Here is a 16,211-nt window from a genome sequence, read left to right as displayed (position 1 = left end):
ATTTATTTCGGCAGATAATTTTACCGTGATTTCTTATAATAAATTTTATACATTAGTTGCTCTTGCTCCCCAAGCCGGGTTGAGCTCCTAAATATTTGCGATATCAAATATTTACTGCATTCCTACTACGCCTGCCTCGATAGATAGGCGGTTCCCTAAGGCCTTACTAAACATTTTTAGTCGACTTATCCAGCCTGTATTTGTCATGGCTATGGTTGCGCAACTTCGTAACGTGATTGCTCATGTATACCGCTCTGGCGAACGAGTAATACGCGAAAACCTCCACTTATACGATCCTGAAAGTAAGCTCATTGCGGATTCGCAGCGTTACTGGAATCGCACCGACCGCTCGTGCATTCCTGGCAACGCGCATTGGCGGGGCAACGGGGTGTTTGCCGGCGACGACGCGCGCTGGCTGGCCATGGGCCGCCACAACCTGGCCCAGTTCGCCCGCCTGGCCGGCCCGGCCTACCTGCGCACGCCCCGCCGCATCGTCGACTGGGGCTGCGGCGGCGGGGCCAACGCCGTGCACTTCGCCCCCGGCGCGGCCCGCTACTACGGCGTGGACATCACCGCCGCCAGCCTGCGCGAGTGCCACCGCCAGCTCCAGGCCCTGGCCTGCGAGGCCTTCGTCCCCGTCCAGTTTGAGGCCGACCAGCCCGAACACGCGCTAGAGCACATTCCCAAGGCGTGTGACTTGTTTTTTTCTACCTATGTATTTGAGATTTTCCCCACCAAGGAATACGGCAGCCGGGTGTTGAACATCGCAAGCAAGTTGCTGACCAACGACGGCTTGGCGTTTATTCAGATCCGTTACGACGATGGCACATCGGCCAGTCAGCCGCACCGGTGGGGTTACGCGCAGAACCTGCCGCACATGACCACCTACCGCATCGAGGAGTTCTGGCAGAACGCCGAGCAGTGCGGCTTCACCCCGCAGCTCGTCACCCTGGAGCGCCAGCAGGCAGTCGAGCTCGGCGAACGCTACGCGTACTTCCTGCTCAAAAAGAGTTGACGCAGAAACGGCGCGTCGTCCCGCATCTGCTAAGCCAATTTTCAGCTTAGTAGCGAGCCGACGCGCCGTTTCTGCGCTTTGGGCTTACTTACCAAAGCTCAAAAACGTGCGGGGCTTACTGTGTTTGTACAGTTTATAATACGGGCGGTGCACAAACCGATGGCCTTTGTATTGAGCTCGAGCACAAGGCGTTGTTGCATAAGCACTTATACTGAAAAGCAATATAGTTACCAACCATAAAGTGGTGAGACGAGCAAAGAATGTAGCGTGCATAAAAGTGTGAGAAGGGCGAAAACAGGACGGTAAGATGGCGCGTCAGGTGCGTTGCCCTGACTTATTTGCTGTACAAAGCAACGAAGCGATTGTACTAAATGCCGTTAATTGCGCCCAACCTCAGCGTATTCTATCCGAACTACTGTTGTGCATCGGCAAACAGTTAGTTTTCGCTATATAGGCCGAAAAAGCTCGCCTATTTGTTACCCAAACTCCATGGCCATGCAAACCATCTTAGGTGCCGGGGGTGCCATCGGCACCGAGCTCGCCCGCGAACTCCGGCATTACACTGACCGGGTGCGGTTGGTGGGGCGAAAGCCCGTAGCCGTCAACCCAACCGACGAGCTGTTTTCGGCCGACCTTACCAATGCGGCGCAGGTCGAGCGGGCAGTGGCAGGCTCGGACGTCGTGTACCTTACCGTCGGCTATGAATACAACCGGAGGGTGTGGCGCGCCAAATGGCCAGCTACCATGCGCAACGTGCTGGATGCCTGCCAGAAGCACCAAGCTAAGCTCGTGTTCTTCGACAACGTGTACATGTACGACCGCGCCTACATTGCGCACATGACCGAAGAAACGCCCGTACGGCCCACCAGCAAAAAAGGCGAAATCAGGGCCCAGATAGCGCAAATGCTACTTTCCGCAGCGCAAAGCGGCCAAGTGCAGGCCCTTATCGCCCGCTCGGCCGACTTTCTGGGCCTGAAAAACAGTGTGCTTGTGGAAACGGTCTACAAAAATCTGAGCAAGGGCAAACGGGCCGACTGGCTGGCCAATGCCGACAAAATCCATAACTGGACCAACGTGCTGGATGCCGCCAAAGCCACCGCGCTGCTGGGCAACACACCCGACGCCTACAACCAAGTCTGGCACCTGCCCACCGACAAAGCCCCCATTACGGGCCGGCAGTGGGTAGAAATGTTTGCGCAGGAAATGCACGTCGCGCCCCGGTTTCGGGTGGTGCCGCTGTGGCTGATGAGCCTGCTGGGCCTGTTTGTGCCCGTGATGCGCGAGTTGCGCGAAATGGCTTATCAATACAGCCAGGATTACTTTTTCGACAGCAGCAAGTTTGAAAAACGCTTCGGCTACACGCCCATCAGTGCACGTGAAGGCGTTAGGCAAATTGTAACAAGTGGAAAGCAAGGCGCGGGTAATTAACCTATATAATTATCAAACAATCAATCGCTTACCGAATAACGAGTTTCCGGTCCGCAGACAAATTTGCCACTTTGGGGTTTAGCTAAGTCAACTAGCTAAGTACGTCTCATGGATCTGCAACTCACCAATAAAATTGCCCTGGTTACGGGCTCCACAGCGGGCATCGGGCTCGCCATTGCACAACAGTTGGCCGCCGAAGGTGCCGAAGTAATCATTACGGGCCGCACAGAGGGCCGCATTCAGGAAGCCATTCGCAGCATTTCGGCGCAAGTAAGCGGCGCGAAGGTGCGCGGTGTAGCCGTGGATTTTGGCCACGCCGACGAAGTGCAGCACTTGCTGCGAGAGGTGCCTGAAGTAGATATTTTGGTAAACAACGTCGGCATTTTCGAGCCCAAGCCGTTCGCTGAAATTACCGACGAGGAGTGGATGCGCTTCTTCGAAGTGAACGTGATGAGCGGCGTGCGGCTCTCGCGCCAGTATTTTCCGCTGATGCTGCGCAAAAACTGGGGCCGTGTGCTGTTCATTTCCAGCGAATCGGGCCTCCAGATTCCGGCCGAAATGATTCATTACGGGACTACCAAAACGGCGCAACTGGGCGTGGCACGCGGCCTAGCTGAGCTCACCAAGGGCACTGGCGTGACGGTAAACTCAGTGCTGCCCGGTCCCACCGCTTCGGAAGGGGTGCAGGAGTTTTTGCAAAAAATGTCGACGGAGGGCAAGTCGCCGGAAGAGGCCGAAACCGAGTTTTTTCAGAATGCACGGCCCTCGTCGCTGCTCCAGCGTTTCGCGACGACTGAGGAAGTGGCCAGCATGGTTGTGTACTTGGCCAGCCCGCTGGCCTCGGCTACCAACGGCGCCTCGGTGCGCGTCGATGGCGGCGTGATTCGCAGCATCGGCTAGCGGCTACGGCTTCTTCCCCTTTGCCTCTTGGCGCCGCATCGGCATGGTGTCGATGGTGCCAAAGAGGCGCTGCGGCGTAATCGGCGCGGTGTCTTTGCGCTTGATGCCCCCGTCTTTGCCAATGAGCACGGCCGTAAAAGGAGCTTCTGCTATGCCTAATTTCTGGCGCAGAAACTGTTTGTCGGCCGTGCTCATTTCGGTGGTTACGAGATCAAGCACGAGCATGTCGCGCTCCTGCAAGCCTGCTTTATCCTGCGCCAACAATGTTTGTTGTTGCTTCAGGGCTGGCTGATCGGAAGAAGCCGCGCAGAGTAGCAGCACCCGCTTTTGCCAGCGATTGGCTTTTAGGGTTTCGGCCAAGCTGGTATCGCTGCCGGCCTGCGCCAAACCGACCAACGGCAGCAGCAACCCACTGGCCAACAACAGACTGCGAACGAAAGCAATATACATTAAGGCTCAGATTAGAAGTGCACCTTGTGTCTTTACGCAATCGGTGGCGCGAAGTGGCAGGAAAAGCCGTTTTTGCAAGTATTTATTAATCAACTAGTTACCCCACGGCTTTCAGAAGCAGGTTTTTAATTAACGGGTGCCGTCCGAAGCGAAAGGCACCATTTACCAGCCACGCCTTCGCCGATAGAAAGTGCATAAGGTGGTAGCTGCGCGCTAGCTTCTTGCCGATGTGCGTCTGCACTTGGCGATCATATTCAAACAACTGCGCGGCACTGAAATCGTGCGTTTGAAAGCAGCGCACAGCTTGTTGAGCGGCCAGAATTCCGCTCTGGACTGCTTTGTCGATGCCGTGGCCTTGCAGCGGATCGATGAGCGCGGCGGCATCGCCGGCCAGCAGAAAACGCGCGCCCGAAATAGGGCGTTGCACCCCGCCCAACGGTAGGCCAAACCCTTGAATATCGGAGAGTTGCTTGGCTTGTGCAAAACGGGTCGCCAGCCGCGGATGCGTTTGGGTCAGGTGCCGAAGTACCTGCTTCAAATCCAGCTTGCGGGCCGCTATTTGGGCCGAAAGCATGCCGAAACCTACGTTGAACACACCCTGCCCCACCGGAAAAATCCAGAAGTAGCCGGAGCGGTATTCGTCGAGGAAAAAGAACTCGCTGGTTTGCTCATCCGACTCGCTTAGGCCCGTAAAATACGCCCGCACTGCCGCGCACTGCCGCGTCCGGTCGAGCGTACGGTTGGTGAGCTGGCGCGCCACCACGGAGTTAGCTCCGTCGCACCCAATCACGAGTGCGGCCGTCAGCGGCGCGGCTTGGGCAGAAGGAAAAACTGTGGCTTGCTGCGCACTGATTTCCAGACGCTTAACGCCGAAATTTTCCAGCACTTCGGTCTTTGTGTGGCGTTTTACCATCGAAAGCAGGTGCTGGTCGAAGTGCAGGCGGGGGCTGTTGAACGTACGTGCTTTCCACTGCACCACGATTTCGGTGCCGTTGGGGGCTACCAGGCGGCTGTTGCGCGTTTCGGCTTTGGTGGTCAGTTCAAACAGCTCGTCGTACCAAGCCTGCGAAAGCTGCCGGATGGCTTTCAGGGCCGGACTCGGAATAGCATCGCCGCAGATTTTATCGCGCGGAAATTGCTTCCGGTCTACCAGCGCCACGCGCAAACCGCTGCCTTGCAGGGCCAAAGCGCAAGCCGTGCCCGCTGGTCCCGCCCCAATAATAACGACGTCGTAGTGCTGGTTCAAAGGCAATAGTTAGAGGAACGCTTAAAGATACACTCGGCTCATTTTGCAGCGTAGCCACGTGCGTTGGCGCTCAAAAAATTACGATATAGAATATTATACTATTTTAATACTGCACAGCGTTCGGGCTTGGCTGCGGCACCCGCTGTATTTTGCAGGCTGGGAATGCTGCGGCAACACCTCTTCTATGCGTTATTTTCTGCTGGCCCTGGGCCTGTTGGCAACTCTGGGCGCCCGTTCGAGCGCGCCTTCGTTTCGGGAGCAACAATTGCAATATCCGCGGGTGCGGGCCGCGTACGCCGCCAAATGGCCAGAGTTGCAACGGCTTCTGGTTTCGCATGGCATCAGGGCCTCGGAGTTGGAAATTTTCGTGCGCGCCTTCAAAATCGGGCGGCGGCTGGAAGTGTGGGGCCGCAACCGCGGTGACGCTCAGCTTCAACTGTTGCGCACGTACTTTATTGCGGGCACCTCAGGCACCTTAGGGCCCAAGCGCTGCGCCGGCGATGGCCAGGTACCCGAAGGATTTTATTCAGTCAACCGCTTCAACCCCAACAGTTTGTACCATCTGTCGCTGGGGCTTGACTACCCAAACAATTCCGACATGCTCCTAAGCGGCTCCGACCCCGGCGGCGATATTTTCATCCATGGCTCCGACCAAACCATTGGCTGTCTGCCCATTACCGATGCCTTGATTGAAGAGGTATATGTGCTGGCCGTAGAAGCCCGCAATGCTGGCCAGGCGACGATCCCCGTGCACATTTTCCCGTTTGAGTTACGCGATGAGAATTTGACTACGTATCAACACCATGCCCACCATTATTTTTGGCAAAGCTTACAACCTGGTTATCAATATTTTGAAAAACACCATGACTTGCCAAAGGTTCTGGTACAGCCTACGGGGCTATATGCTTTTGAGTGAAAACTTGCTTATTTGAAAGCACCTTACCGCAACTTACTGATAATTAGTATATTACGTTTAAAAATCTGAACTCAGCTTTCCTTTGTCAACCATTTACACCACTTTTCGGGAAGCGGCCGTTTTGGTGCCTGTGTACCGCGACGCAGCCGGTGATTTGCAGTTGGTGCTTGTGCGGCGCGGCGACTTTGGCGTACACGGCGGGCAACTTGCCTTCCCCGGTGGCAAACGCGACCCGGAAGACAATTCATTGCTAGCCACGGCGTTACGCGAAACCGAAGAAGAAATTCACCTGCCGCCTACTTCGGTAGAGGTGCTCACGCAACTTCCTGCCGTTTCGACGAACGCGTCGGGGTTTCGCGTAACGCCCTTTTTGGGGCGCATCACTCGCCCGGCCGAGGCGTGGCGCTGGATGGAGCACGAAATCGCGGAAGTGCTGGAAGTATCAGTCCGGCACCTTGCTGACCCGGCTACGCACGGCGAAGAGCTGGTGCAGTTTCCAAACTGGCCTGATCCTCAGCAGATTGCTTTCTACCGCGTGGGCGAATACCGGCTGTGGGGCTTAAGCTACCGCATCATTCGGCCGCTCGTTGTGCCGTTGCTGGCCGGGAAGTGGAAGATTTGATTCCTTGGAGAAGGCCCATGTCCCGATGTTTACACCAATCTGGCACGAAATTCCGTTTTATCCCGGCATTGGCGCTGTTGCTTAATTTGCCGCCCAATTCTGAGCTTATGAAACGAATTTCCTTTCTTCTGTTGCTGCTTTGGCTGGCGCTGCCAGCGGCTGTACATGCCCAGCGCGAGCAATCCATCTGGTATTTTGGCGGGCAAGCCGGCCTGAGCTTCGCCAACGGCGCCCCTACCCCGCTGCTGGATGGCAAAATGGTAAGCTATGAAAACTGCGCCGTGGCCACCAATAGCCGCGGTCAGCTGCTGTTTTACACCAACGGAGGCACCATTTTCAACCGCCAGCACCAACCCATGCCCAACGGCCGCAAGATCATGGGCGGCCCCGAAAGCACGCAAGGCGCCGTGATCGTTCCCGATCCGGGCAGCGGCAACATCTTTTACGTGTTCACCACCGACTTTCAGGGCCGGAGCGGCGGCATGCGCTACTCGGTAGTGGACATGACCCGCGACAACGGCCTCGGCGACGTGCCGCGCGCTAACCTCTTGCTAATCACACCAGTAGCCGAAAAGCTGGCCGCCGTGCGCCACAAAAACGGACGTGATGTGTGGGTGGTGGGCCACCGGTGGAACTCGAACGCTTTTGTGTCCTACCTCGTCACGGCCGATGGCGTAGCGGCCAAACCCATCATGAGCAACGTGGGCACCATGCACGCCGGGCCGGGCCGCAATGCCATCGGCTGCATGAAGTTTTCGCCCGACGGCACCAAGCTGGCCGCTGCCATCTGGCGCGAAAGCAACAAGTTCGAAGTGTTTGATTTTGACACCAATACGGGTGTGGTCAGCAAGCCGCGCTCCTTTGGGCCTTATGAAGAAGCGTATGGCGTCGAGTTTTCGCCCGACGGCACCAAGCTCTACGGCACCAGCAACGGTACCGGTGGCGGCAACGCTCAGATCTGGCAGATCGACTTGGCAACTAAGAAAGTGACAGCCATCGGCAGCTCTAAAAACCGGAAGGTAGGCTCGCTGCAACTCGCTCCGGATGGCAAAATCTACGTGGCGCGCGAAGACAACCCGTATCTGGCGGTCATTCAAAATCCCAATGCGGCCGGTGCGGCGTGTACTTACGTAGACAATGGCCTCAACCTGGGAGGCCGGCGCAGCAAGCTGGGCTTGCCTAATTTCATCCGCGAACCCGGAAAAATGTAGCGCAAGCTTTAGCTTGCACCGCACGCAACCCGTTCCTTTCCTGCCTAAACAACGGTGCCTGCTGCTCACGCTCGTTTTCATGCCCAAACGCTTCTCCGTTGATCAGTACGCCGATGGCATTTTGGCCGGCAATCGCATCTTGCTGAGCCGCGCCATTACGCTCGTCGAAAGCACGCTCCCTTCCGATCAGGCACTGGCGCAGCAAGTGCTCGACCAGGTGTTGCCGCACACCGGCCGCTCGGTGCGCGTGGGCATCACGGGCGTGCCGGGAGTGGGCAAAAGCACCTTTATCGAAGCGTTGGGCTTGCACCTTGTGGGACAACTGGGCAAGCGTTTGGCGGTGCTTGCCATCGACCCAAGCAGCCAACGCAGCGGCGGCAGCATTCTGGGCGATAAAACGCGCATGAACCAGCTAGCCGCCCACGAGCGGGCTTTTATTCGGCCCTCGCCGGCCGGCCGCAGCTTGGGCGGCGTCGCGCGCAGCACCCGCGAGGCAATGTTGCTCTGCGAAGCCGCAGGCCACGACGTAATTTTCGTCGAGACGGTGGGTGTGGGCCAGAGCGAAACAGCCGTGCACGGCATGGTCGATTTTTTCCTGCTGCTCATGCTGGCCGGTGCCGGCGACGAGCTACAAGGCATCAAAAAAGGCATTATGGAAATGGCTGATGCAGTGGTCATTACCAAAGCCGATGGCAGCAACGAAATGCCTGCCCGCCGCGCCAAAGGCGAATACCGCAGTGCCCTGCACCTGTTTCCGCTAGGGCCTTCCGGCTGGAGCCCCAAGGTGACGACCAGCTCGGCGCTTACCGGCGCGGGTGTGCCCGAAGTGTGGCAAGTGGTGGAGAAGTACGTGCAACACACCCAACAAAACGGATATTTCCAGAAGCACCGGCAAGAGCAAAACCTGCATTGGCTCTACGAAACGGTCCGGCAGGCGCTGGAAGAACGCTTCTATGCGCAACCCGCTGTCCAGCAACAGCTTCCTAGCCTACGTCAGCAAGTCATGGACGGTCGTAAATCAGCATTCGGGGCGGCCGAAGAGTTGCTAGGGCTCAGTTAAAAACAGCGCACCAAAAACCCTCAACCGGTCGTGCAGAGTACAGCTCAGCACGACCGGTTGAGGATTTATTATGATTAGGTAGGCTGCTTATTTAGGCGGGTTTTGGGCCGAGCAAATCCCATTTGTTGCCGTAGCAGTCCTGAAATACTACCACATCCCCGTAGGGTTCTTGCCGCGGCTCTTCCAGAAACGTCACCCCCTGCGCCTTCATGCGGTGGTAGTCGTCCCAGAACGTGCTGGTGTGCAGAAACAGAAATACGCGGCCGCCGGCTTGGTTGCCCACTGCTTGAAGCTGTTCGTCGGAGGCGGCTTGGGCTAGCAGCAGGCTGGTAGAAGGCGAATTGGCGGGCGCAATCACGACCCAGCGTTTGCCGTCGCCTTGCGCGACATCTTCCACCACCTCAAACCCTAGCTTTTGCGTGTAGAAGGCAATTGCTTCGTCGTAGTTGCGCACTACTAGCGTTACGTGGGCGATGCGTTGAGCCATAAATGCGAGTATAAATGCAGTTAGACGAGCTTACGCCCGAACGGGTTTACGGATAGACTACCGGTCGCTCTAGCCGCGCTTGGGCTTCAGCATCAAATAATCGATATAATACAACACCTTGATTGACAAAGAGTTATTGTGTGGCGTATTGACCGTATTATTGAGATTACGGAAATACTGCGGTGTGGCCTCATCAGCGATCAGGGACGACGAGCCGGCGTTTTTCCAGACGATGCTGACCTGCGAGCCCGGCGCAAACCACCACGCATACACGGCGTCCACGTTGAAGGCGTTGAAGCTGGTGTCGCGGTTGCGGCGGTAGTCTATGCTTTCTTCTTTGCCGTCGTCGAGCAGGCGGGTGAAGTCGCGGTAGTGCACCGTGCTCACGTAGTGGCGCGTCCGGATGGTAAGTGACATGCGGTTGTTGAAGGTATAAGAGCCAGATAGTGTGTTGGTTACCGTCACTACCCGTCGGCGCCCCAGCATGATATCGCCCCGGTCATAAAAAACCCTATCCAGGGGCTCGTCGCCGTTGAGGCCCCCGGCAAATCCGATCTGGTTGCGCTGCATCTGCCAGTCGAAGTTGTAGCGAAACGTGAGCTGATTGCTCACACGGTAGCGCGGCGAAAAACTCAGGCCGTAGCCATCGCGGCCGTGGCGGCTGCCGTCGTGGGCGTACCCACGAATCGCGGCGGAAACATCGTAGGCTATCTTTTTGCGGTAATCTGAGGAGATGAAGGCGTTGGCGCCCACGTTGGCCGGTTTGCGCACAAAGTAGCGCCCCAGCGGCTCGACGCGCGGTTCGTAGAAGTCGTGCGTAGCCGGCGAAGCATCCACGTTGAAACCCACCGTAATAAAGGACTTGGTGAACGTGGTATTGCCGCCGCCATAAACGCTAAGATCTTGGTAGCGAGTTGGTTTGTAGAGCAACGACTGACTTACGCCCCAGTAGGTGTACATGTTGTTGACCTTCCAGAACGGCTTGTATTTGTTGTACGAAAAGTCGGCGACCTGCGTGATGGCGTTGTTGCTGAACAGGAGGCCCAAATCGTTGGGGTCGTAGGTATTAGAAGTGATGCTTTGGCTCAGGCGCCAGGTGAAGTTGCCGGCAATTTTGGCCACGCCCACCAAGTATTTGTAGCCATTTTTGTTGTCGATGGGGGCTTCGCTGGCAAATGCCTGCCCGCGCCGCCGCGAATACACTACCTGCCCATCGACGGCGTAAGAGTTCTTTTTGTTGGCAATGCGAAACAAGCCGCCCGTCACGTTGGCATCGTACACCTGCCCCGCACGCGTGACATTGGTGTTAATCAAACTCACATAGGAGTTGTTTTTCAGCGACTGGTCCAGCACCACGATGTTGTAGTTGCTCAGCGGCTGGGTCATCACCTGGCGTTCGTCGCCGCTGAGGCTGTCGCGCACCGTGGCAAACATCTCCTTCGACACGGCATTGAAGACCCCAATGCCCAAGCCTTTGCTCGTGCGGCCCGAAACCTTGGTGGCGTTAATGAGCCGTGAAACACCGGGGTTGCTGACCACGCGCTCGCCCTTCCGCAACTGCCCTTCCGCGTCGTAAAAGCCCATCGGCTGGGCCCCTACCCTGCGCGAATAAAACAAGCCACCTTTGTTGAACAGCTCGGTGCCTTCGGTGAAAAACGTGCGGTTTTCGTTGTACTGCACCTCGAAGGGCGAAAGGTTCAGGACCACGTTGTCGCTTTGAGTTTGGCCAAAATCGGGCACCAGCGTGGCATCCAAGGTGAAGCTTTCGTTGATGCCGTACTTGATGTCGGCGCCCCCGTTGAACGACATGTCCGTGTTGCGCACGCCTTGCTGGTGGTAGGGATAATGGTTGACGTAGGCTGACACGTAGGGCGTGAGCGAGAGGCGCAACGGCGGCTTGATGTCGCGCACGCCCGTCAGGTCGCCCCATTGGTTCACGAAGCCATCGACGGCGGGCCGCACCTCGTTCCAGAAGAAGCGCTGGTTGTCGCGCTTGCGCTGGCGCATAAAATTGAGGCCCCACAGCTGCTCGGGGGCTTTGCTGAAGCGAATGGCCGAGTACGGAATGCGAATTTCGGCGATCCAGTCGGTGCCGCGCAGACTCGTGCGGCTTTCCCACACGGCATTCCAGCCAAAATCTTCGCCCCCGGCGGGCGAGTAGCGCGAGTCGAGCTGCACACCGCCGGGCGTAATAAGAAAGCCATACCCATTCAGCCGATCGTGGTAGGTATCGATGAACACCCCAAAGAAGTCGGTATTCTCCAGATTATCGCGCTGGCTTAGCTCCTGCATGATAGAATCGGGCGACACATCGTGCAGCACAGCCCCGATGTATAAGGCGGCATCGTCGTAGAGCACGCGCACCTCGGTAGGCAGCTTTTCGGGCAGGCCAGGATTTGGTTTTTCCTGAATGAATTTGGTAGCCACGGGCGCTTCCTGCCACGCGGCTTCGTCGAGCGCACCGTCGATTTTGATGGGCTGCGTAATGCGCAGGGCCGTTAGCTGCCGCTTGGGCGCCATGGCCGACGCCGTGGTAGTAGCCGACGCCGGAGAAGTTTGGGCCGTAGCCACGGTGGCAGACCAGAGAAGTCCGCAGAGGAAAAGCAGGCACGCACGCATCGCGGCAGAACAGCTAGGGATAAAACTTACAAACAATTGATTATCAAATCTTTACCTACGGGCTCAAACTTCACTTCCCTACTCTGCCGCGGTTCCTCATCAAAAACAATATTCAGATAAGGCAATAGATGAACCCAGCCCGCAAAGGGTTGCCTTGCCGACTAGAAAGAATAAAAAAACCGGCTTCCCTGGATAGAAAGCCGGTTTTTCGCCAACGAAAAGCTTATTCGTTGCTTGGGTTTTGGTCTGGGCAACTGGTTTTAATTGCGTTCGATTTCACCAGCCGACGATACTGCCTGAGATTTTCCAGCGTCTGGCTTTGGCTGCTGGACGTCAGCTGCACCAGCGCTACGTGCTCGTTCAGCTTGTTCAGCACTTCCGAGTTTACCACCTCTACCGTATAAGTAGCTGGCCGATTGATAATTACATCACCCGTAGGAGGCGTTGGAGCCGGAGGCGCTGCAGGCGCAGCGGGAGCTTCGAGAGCAGGCGGCGTGGGCGGCGTTACCTGAGAGCCCGAGGACCGAGGAGTACGAGGTGGCCGAGGAGCCTTGGGCGCTTGCGGAGCTTTCGGCGGGGTGGGCGGAGTTTCCGACGAGCGGCTGTCGTTGTTTTCGCGCGCCCGCCACATCGACGAGCCGGTCATCTTGTGGCCGGTGCGTGCTTCGTAGAGCTTCAGGTATTTCTGATGGATGCTTTCGGGCTGTTTTTTGCCGTTCACCGTCATTTCGCTGGCCGTGAGCGTCAACTCGTAATTGCGGGTGTCGGTGATCAATTTGTCTTTGACCAACTCCTGCTTGAGCTTCTGCTCTTCGTCGGCCCGATGGCGCTCGCGCTCAGCCCGCTCCGCTTCGCGGTCACGACGCATTTCCTCCATATCGCGCCGTTTTTCTTCCAGCTCGCGCCGTCTTTCTTCGATAGCGAGGCGGCTTTCATCTATGGTGCGGCGACGCTCATCGTCCACTTCGCGGCGGGCTTCGTCGCTGTCGCGGCGAGATTCTTCCTCTTCCCGCAACCGCTCGCGCAGCTCTTCCTGTTTTTCGCGGATGCGCTCACGCTCCTCGCGCAGTCGAGCGCGGGTTTCTTCCGATTTCTCGGCTTGCTCGGCTCGGCGCAGGGCCTCGTCGGCTTGGCGCAAGGCGCGGCGGGCCAGTTCGTTGGCATCCTCCGGCGTTTGGTCGCCGGGGAAGCTGTAGGTGAAGGATTGGTTCAGGCGCAGGTTCTGCAGGCTCCGACGCGTGGCGGCGTCGGCATTGGCCTGAGCCCGGCGCACCGACCGCTCGATTTCGGCTTGGTCGCCGGCCGGAATGCGGAAGGTGAAGTTGCGCTTGAAGTTGGGGTCGTAGAAATACGTGAAGTTGTCGCCGTCCTTCGACCAGAAGCTGCCGTTGGGCACCACCTTCACCACTTCTACCCGCTTGCCGCCTTTGTCGTCTTTGATTTTGCTAAGGGTGGTCTTGCTTTTTGAGCCAGACGCTACGCCTTCCACGCGCTCACCGTCGACGAACATATCCGTGATGCGGCCTTTCTTATCTTTCTCGATGACCACCGTGCCACCCGACCGGCGCGAGCCATTCACAACTACCACGCGCTCGGTGCGTTTGCGCTTTTTGTTTTTGTCTTTATCGCCGTCATTATCACCATCCTGTTGAGACGCGGCAGCAACCGGCGCCAGCGGCTCCGTCTGGGCCAATGGTGCGAGCGACGTAGCAACAAGCGGCAGGTCAGTGCATTCCTCTGCGAGCTTTTGGCCTAACGGAAGGTTGCTGAGCTTGCCCAGAGTACCGGTTTTAGTCAATAGCGGTCGAGGGTCAGCCATGGCCACGGCCGTGGTCAGCAGTACCAGCCCGCAAAGCACGACGCAAGCCGCCATAAAGCCTTCGGAGAAAGTCGGGGCGCTACGGCCCTGCACCAGCCGCCGAATCCGACCCAGCAACGACCCATCGGGGCCTACTGCCGAGAGCGCGAGCCGCGCAGCGGGCGTACGCTCAAGCCCTAATTCGGCTAGGGCGGCCAAGGCCCGCGCCAACCGCAACGGATCGCCACCGACCAGGGCCGTGGCGGCATCGTCGCAGCAGTTTTCACGCTCGGTACGCATGCAAGCCGTTACGAACCACACGGCTGGGTGGTAGAAAAACAGAATCTCGGCAATCGACTGCAACAGGTTCATCAGGTAGTCGCGGCGGGCAATGTGCGCCAGCTCGTGGGCCAGAATGGCTTCCATGTAGCTCTGGCTCAGGCCCGTTACGGTACCGAAAGGCAGCAAAATAACCGGCCGCAAATGCCCTACCACCAGTGGTACCTTCACCAGCGCCGACTCCAGCAGCGCAATGGGCTGCCGTACGCCGGCCTGCTCGGCCAGTACCGCAATGCGGGCCGTCCACTCCGGGGCGAGCGGCTGTACGCGGTAATGCCGCAGCCGCTGCACGTAAGCCAGGCCGCCCAGTAAGCGCAGCATCATGGCCAGCAAGCCCAGCAGCCAAGCCGCTACCATCACGGGGATATTCTGGTCGAAATAGTTTAGCCACGCCCGAATGCCCGTAGTCGGGGTTTCGGCAGCCGAAGCAGCCGTTATGGGTGCCGCGGCCGTTGCTTGGGTGAAGGCTTGCGAAGTGCTAGCGACTGGCTCGGCCTTGGCAGCGGCGGCCACCGAGGCGGCCACGGCATCTTGGCGCAGCGCGACATAATAATGCCGCCCGAAGGTCACGACGGCCAGGCTCAGCAACGTAACCAGGGCCGCAGCGGCCGTGGCATAACGCACCTGTGCGCTGTGCCGACGCAACAGCAGCAGCAACCCCGCCAGGGCCAGCGCCACCACGGCACCCTGCCAAATAGAGTGCACCAGTGTCCAGCCCAAGGCGCGCACCAATGCCGGCGACAAAAAATGTTCGAGCCAGTTCATTACTCTTCGTCTTTTTGCTTTTCGATTTCGTTCAGCAGCGAGCGGATTTGGTCCAGCTCTTCCTTAGAAGTACTGCGGTTGCCGAGCGCCTGCATCACGAGCTTCATAGCCGAGCCGCCAAACGTGGCTTCTACAAAGCGGTCTAGCAGAACCCCTTGCGTCTCTTCTTCCTTCACCGCGGCGCGGTACACGTGGGTCCGGGAGTCGTCTTCGCGGTGCACGAGGTTCTTTTCGAGCATGAGTTGCAGCAGCTTCAAGGTGGTGGTGTAGCCCACATCGCGCTTTTGGCTCAACTGGTCGTTTACAAAACGGACGGTGTTGGGGCCGTGCTGCCACAATACCTGCAAAATCTCCAGCTCAGATTCGGTTGGCTTGGGGGGAGGTGACTTGCTCATAATGATGAGGTTATGGTATACGAAGACTTTCGTATACCAAACATATACGAAGCTTATCGTAGATGCAAGTGTTTCCCAAATGATTTTTTTGCTTATTATATAAGATATTGATAATCAATTATTTATATAAAGGTAACATTTAGTTTACGATTCGTTTTCCTTAGGTTAAGCACCTCTCGACGCCCGCAGCATCGGCCCGGAAGGCCCAACGCCCTTCGCCGCTACTTCCGCTTCCGGAAGTAAATGTCGTTGCTGATGGATTCGAGCTTTACCAGCGGGCCGCTGCCGCCTAGCGTACCGCGCACTTGGTAGCCCACCGGACCGGGGTTTTCCTTGCGGTTGACAAAGGCAATTTCCTGGTCGGTGTATACTTCGCCGGTGATGGTTTTGAGGGCGACTTCCGCGTGTTGACTCGCTGGCCAGCTTACATCGACGAAGCCACTGATGGATTTGGCCTCGATGGGCGCCGTAACGCCGTTTATTTCGATGTTGCCGCTGATGGTGTTGATGCGCAACGCAACACCGGCCGGCACAGTCACCTCAAACTGGATGTCGCTGCACACCGAGTAGCTTTTGCCGTTTTTGTTCTGGCTCCAGTTGGTGCCGCCGTTGCCGGGGCAGTCGCTGGGCTGGCCCGTCTGCAACAGCGCTTCGTCGAAGCTCGAAGCGACCGTTACTTCTTCGCCGGTGCGGTCCACGGCCAGCAGCAGGGCATCGTTGAGCTTGCCTTGGTTGATGGTCACGCTGGCTTTCACCGTCACCTCCGAGCCCGAGCCAGACCGCACCCGGATGTTAGTCGCCTGCTTCAGATTGAGGAATACCCGCTGGCCGGCCTTCACGGGCGCCTGCTTTTCAATCACTTTTTGGGCCGTAGCCAATTGGGCAACGCTCAACAGCAGCCCCAGGAAAATAAGAGAGAGGAAACGCGACATGACGTGAAAGCTAAAGTGTTGACCTAGT

General features: G+C 57.5%; 14 protein-coding genes. 7 read left to right on the top strand and 7 right to left on the bottom strand.

From position 1 onward, the window contains the following. Window positions 1–232 precede the first annotated feature (232 nt). The 3 genes from FHG12_RS13200 (at window position 233) to FHG12_RS13190 (ending at window position 3,343) form a co-directional block, all read left to right on the top strand. Window positions 233–1,015, top strand: coding sequence for a class I SAM-dependent methyltransferase (locus tag FHG12_RS13200; RefSeq protein WP_165699396.1), 783 nt, complete (start codon window positions 233–235; stop codon window positions 1,013–1,015). 495 nt (window positions 1,016–1,510) lie between these two features. Beyond that, window positions 1,511–2,443, top strand: a complete 933-nt coding sequence (locus FHG12_RS13195; protein ID WP_139516174.1) for an NAD-dependent epimerase/dehydratase family protein — start codon at window positions 1,511–1,513, stop codon at window positions 2,441–2,443. Window positions 2,444–2,551: 108 nt separating this feature from the next. Continuing rightward, the gene (locus FHG12_RS13190) at window positions 2,552–3,343 is read left to right on the top strand and encodes an SDR family NAD(P)-dependent oxidoreductase (protein ID WP_139516173.1); all 792 of its coding nucleotides are present in this window, start codon (window positions 2,552–2,554) and stop codon (window positions 3,341–3,343) included. 3 nt (window positions 3,344–3,346) lie between these two features. Here FHG12_RS13190 and FHG12_RS13185 read toward each other — a convergent pair whose 3' ends face one another. Both FHG12_RS13185 and FHG12_RS13180 read right to left on the bottom strand, forming a co-directional pair. Beyond that, window positions 3,347–3,793, bottom strand: a complete 447-nt coding sequence (locus tag FHG12_RS13185; RefSeq protein ID WP_139516172.1) for a DUF4174 domain-containing protein — start codon at window positions 3,791–3,793, stop codon at window positions 3,347–3,349. Window positions 3,794–3,890: 97 nt separating this feature from the next. Then, window positions 3,891–5,039 carry an NAD(P)/FAD-dependent oxidoreductase gene (locus FHG12_RS13180; protein WP_165699395.1) on the bottom strand — a complete coding sequence of 383 codons (1,149 nt, stop codon included), beginning with the start codon at window positions 5,037–5,039 and terminating at the stop codon, window positions 3,891–3,893. 184 nt (window positions 5,040–5,223) lie between these two features. Here FHG12_RS13180 and FHG12_RS13175 point away from each other — a divergent pair, with 184 nt between their 5' ends. The 4 genes from FHG12_RS13175 to meaB all read left to right on the top strand — a co-directional run bounded on the left by FHG12_RS13175 (window position 5,224) and on the right by meaB (window position 8,848). Then, window positions 5,224–5,955, top strand: coding sequence for a L,D-transpeptidase family protein (locus FHG12_RS13175; protein ID WP_230471115.1), 732 nt, complete (start codon window positions 5,224–5,226; stop codon window positions 5,953–5,955). An 82-nt stretch (window positions 5,956–6,037) separates the two neighbouring features. Further along, window positions 6,038–6,577 (top strand): NUDIX hydrolase, encoded by a 540-nt coding sequence (locus tag FHG12_RS13170; RefSeq protein ID WP_139516170.1) that lies wholly within the window; start codon window positions 6,038–6,040, stop codon window positions 6,575–6,577. Window positions 6,578–6,684: 107 nt separating this feature from the next. Further along, window positions 6,685–7,788 carry a WD40 repeat domain-containing protein gene (locus FHG12_RS13165; RefSeq protein WP_139516169.1) on the top strand — a complete coding sequence of 368 codons (1,104 nt, stop codon included), beginning with the start codon at window positions 6,685–6,687 and terminating at the stop codon, window positions 7,786–7,788. Window positions 7,789–7,867: 79 nt separating this feature from the next. Continuing rightward, window positions 7,868–8,848 carry a methylmalonyl Co-A mutase-associated GTPase MeaB gene (gene meaB / locus FHG12_RS13160; protein WP_139516168.1) on the top strand — a complete coding sequence of 327 codons (981 nt, stop codon included), beginning with the start codon at window positions 7,868–7,870 and terminating at the stop codon, window positions 8,846–8,848. Between the two features lie 91 nt (window positions 8,849–8,939). On the opposite strand, the gene FHG12_RS13155 is transcribed toward meaB, so the two are convergent. The 5 genes from FHG12_RS13155 to FHG12_RS13135 form a co-directional block, all read right to left on the bottom strand. Then, window positions 8,940–9,335, bottom strand: a complete 396-nt coding sequence (locus FHG12_RS13155) for a VOC family protein (RefSeq protein WP_230471114.1) — start codon at window positions 9,333–9,335, stop codon at window positions 8,940–8,942. 69 nt (window positions 9,336–9,404) lie between these two features. Beyond that, window positions 9,405–11,954: a DUF5916 domain-containing protein gene (locus FHG12_RS13150; RefSeq protein ID WP_139516166.1), complete on the bottom strand. Its 2,550-nt coding sequence runs from the start codon at window positions 11,952–11,954 to the stop codon at window positions 9,405–9,407. Between the two features lie 223 nt (window positions 11,955–12,177). Beyond that, window positions 12,178–14,856 (bottom strand): M56 family metallopeptidase, encoded by a 2,679-nt coding sequence (locus tag FHG12_RS13145; protein WP_139516165.1) that lies wholly within the window; start codon window positions 14,854–14,856, stop codon window positions 12,178–12,180. After that, window positions 14,856–15,251 (bottom strand): BlaI/MecI/CopY family transcriptional regulator, encoded by a 396-nt coding sequence (locus FHG12_RS13140; protein ID WP_139516164.1) that lies wholly within the window; start codon window positions 15,249–15,251, stop codon window positions 14,856–14,858. The genes FHG12_RS13145 and FHG12_RS13140 overlap by 1 nt, the downstream gene beginning before the upstream one ends. Before the next feature lie 221 nt (window positions 15,252–15,472). Continuing rightward, window positions 15,473–16,183 carry a DUF4097 family beta strand repeat-containing protein gene (locus FHG12_RS13135; RefSeq protein WP_139516163.1) on the bottom strand — a complete coding sequence of 237 codons (711 nt, stop codon included), beginning with the start codon at window positions 16,181–16,183 and terminating at the stop codon, window positions 15,473–15,475. Between the last annotated feature and the right edge of the window lie 28 nt (window positions 16,184–16,211).

The sequence above is a fragment of the Hymenobacter jejuensis genome, assembly GCF_006337165.1.
Lineage (GTDB): Bacteria > Bacteroidota > Bacteroidia > Cytophagales > Hymenobacteraceae > Hymenobacter > Hymenobacter jejuensis.
This window is presented reverse-complemented; position numbering and strand designations above follow the sequence as displayed.

Excerpts from the sequence above, each read along its gene's own strand:
- FHG12_RS13195 (WP_139516174.1), top strand. The coding sequence starts at position 1,511 with ATGCAAACCATCTTAGGTGCCGGGGGTGCCATCGGCACCGAGCTCGCC.
- FHG12_RS13190 (WP_139516173.1), top strand. The coding sequence starts at position 2,552 with ATGGATCTGCAACTCACCAATAAAATTGCCCTGGTTACGGGCTCCACA.
- FHG12_RS13185 (WP_139516172.1), bottom strand. The coding sequence starts at position 3,793 with ATGTATATTGCTTTCGTTCGCAGTCTGTTGTTGGCCAGTGGGTTGCTG.
- FHG12_RS13175 (WP_230471115.1), top strand. The coding sequence starts at position 5,224 with ATGCGTTATTTTCTGCTGGCCCTGGGCCTGTTGGCAACTCTGGGCGCC.
- FHG12_RS13165 (WP_139516169.1), top strand. The coding sequence starts at position 6,685 with ATGAAACGAATTTCCTTTCTTCTGTTGCTGCTTTGGCTGGCGCTGCCA.
- meaB (WP_139516168.1), top strand. The coding sequence starts at position 7,868 with ATGCCCAAACGCTTCTCCGTTGATCAGTACGCCGATGGCATTTTGGCC.
- FHG12_RS13155 (WP_230471114.1), bottom strand. The coding sequence starts at position 9,335 with ATGGCTCAACGCATCGCCCACGTAACGCTAGTAGTGCGCAACTACGAC.
- FHG12_RS13150 (WP_139516166.1), bottom strand. The coding sequence starts at position 11,954 with ATGCGTGCGTGCCTGCTTTTCCTCTGCGGACTTCTCTGGTCTGCCACC.
- FHG12_RS13145 (WP_139516165.1), bottom strand. The coding sequence starts at position 14,856 with ATGAACTGGCTCGAACATTTTTTGTCGCCGGCATTGGTGCGCGCCTTG.
- FHG12_RS13140 (WP_139516164.1), bottom strand. The coding sequence starts at position 15,251 with ATGAGCAAGTCACCTCCCCCCAAGCCAACCGAATCTGAGCTGGAGATT.
- FHG12_RS13135 (WP_139516163.1), bottom strand. The coding sequence starts at position 16,183 with ATGTCGCGTTTCCTCTCTCTTATTTTCCTGGGGCTGCTGTTGAGCGTT.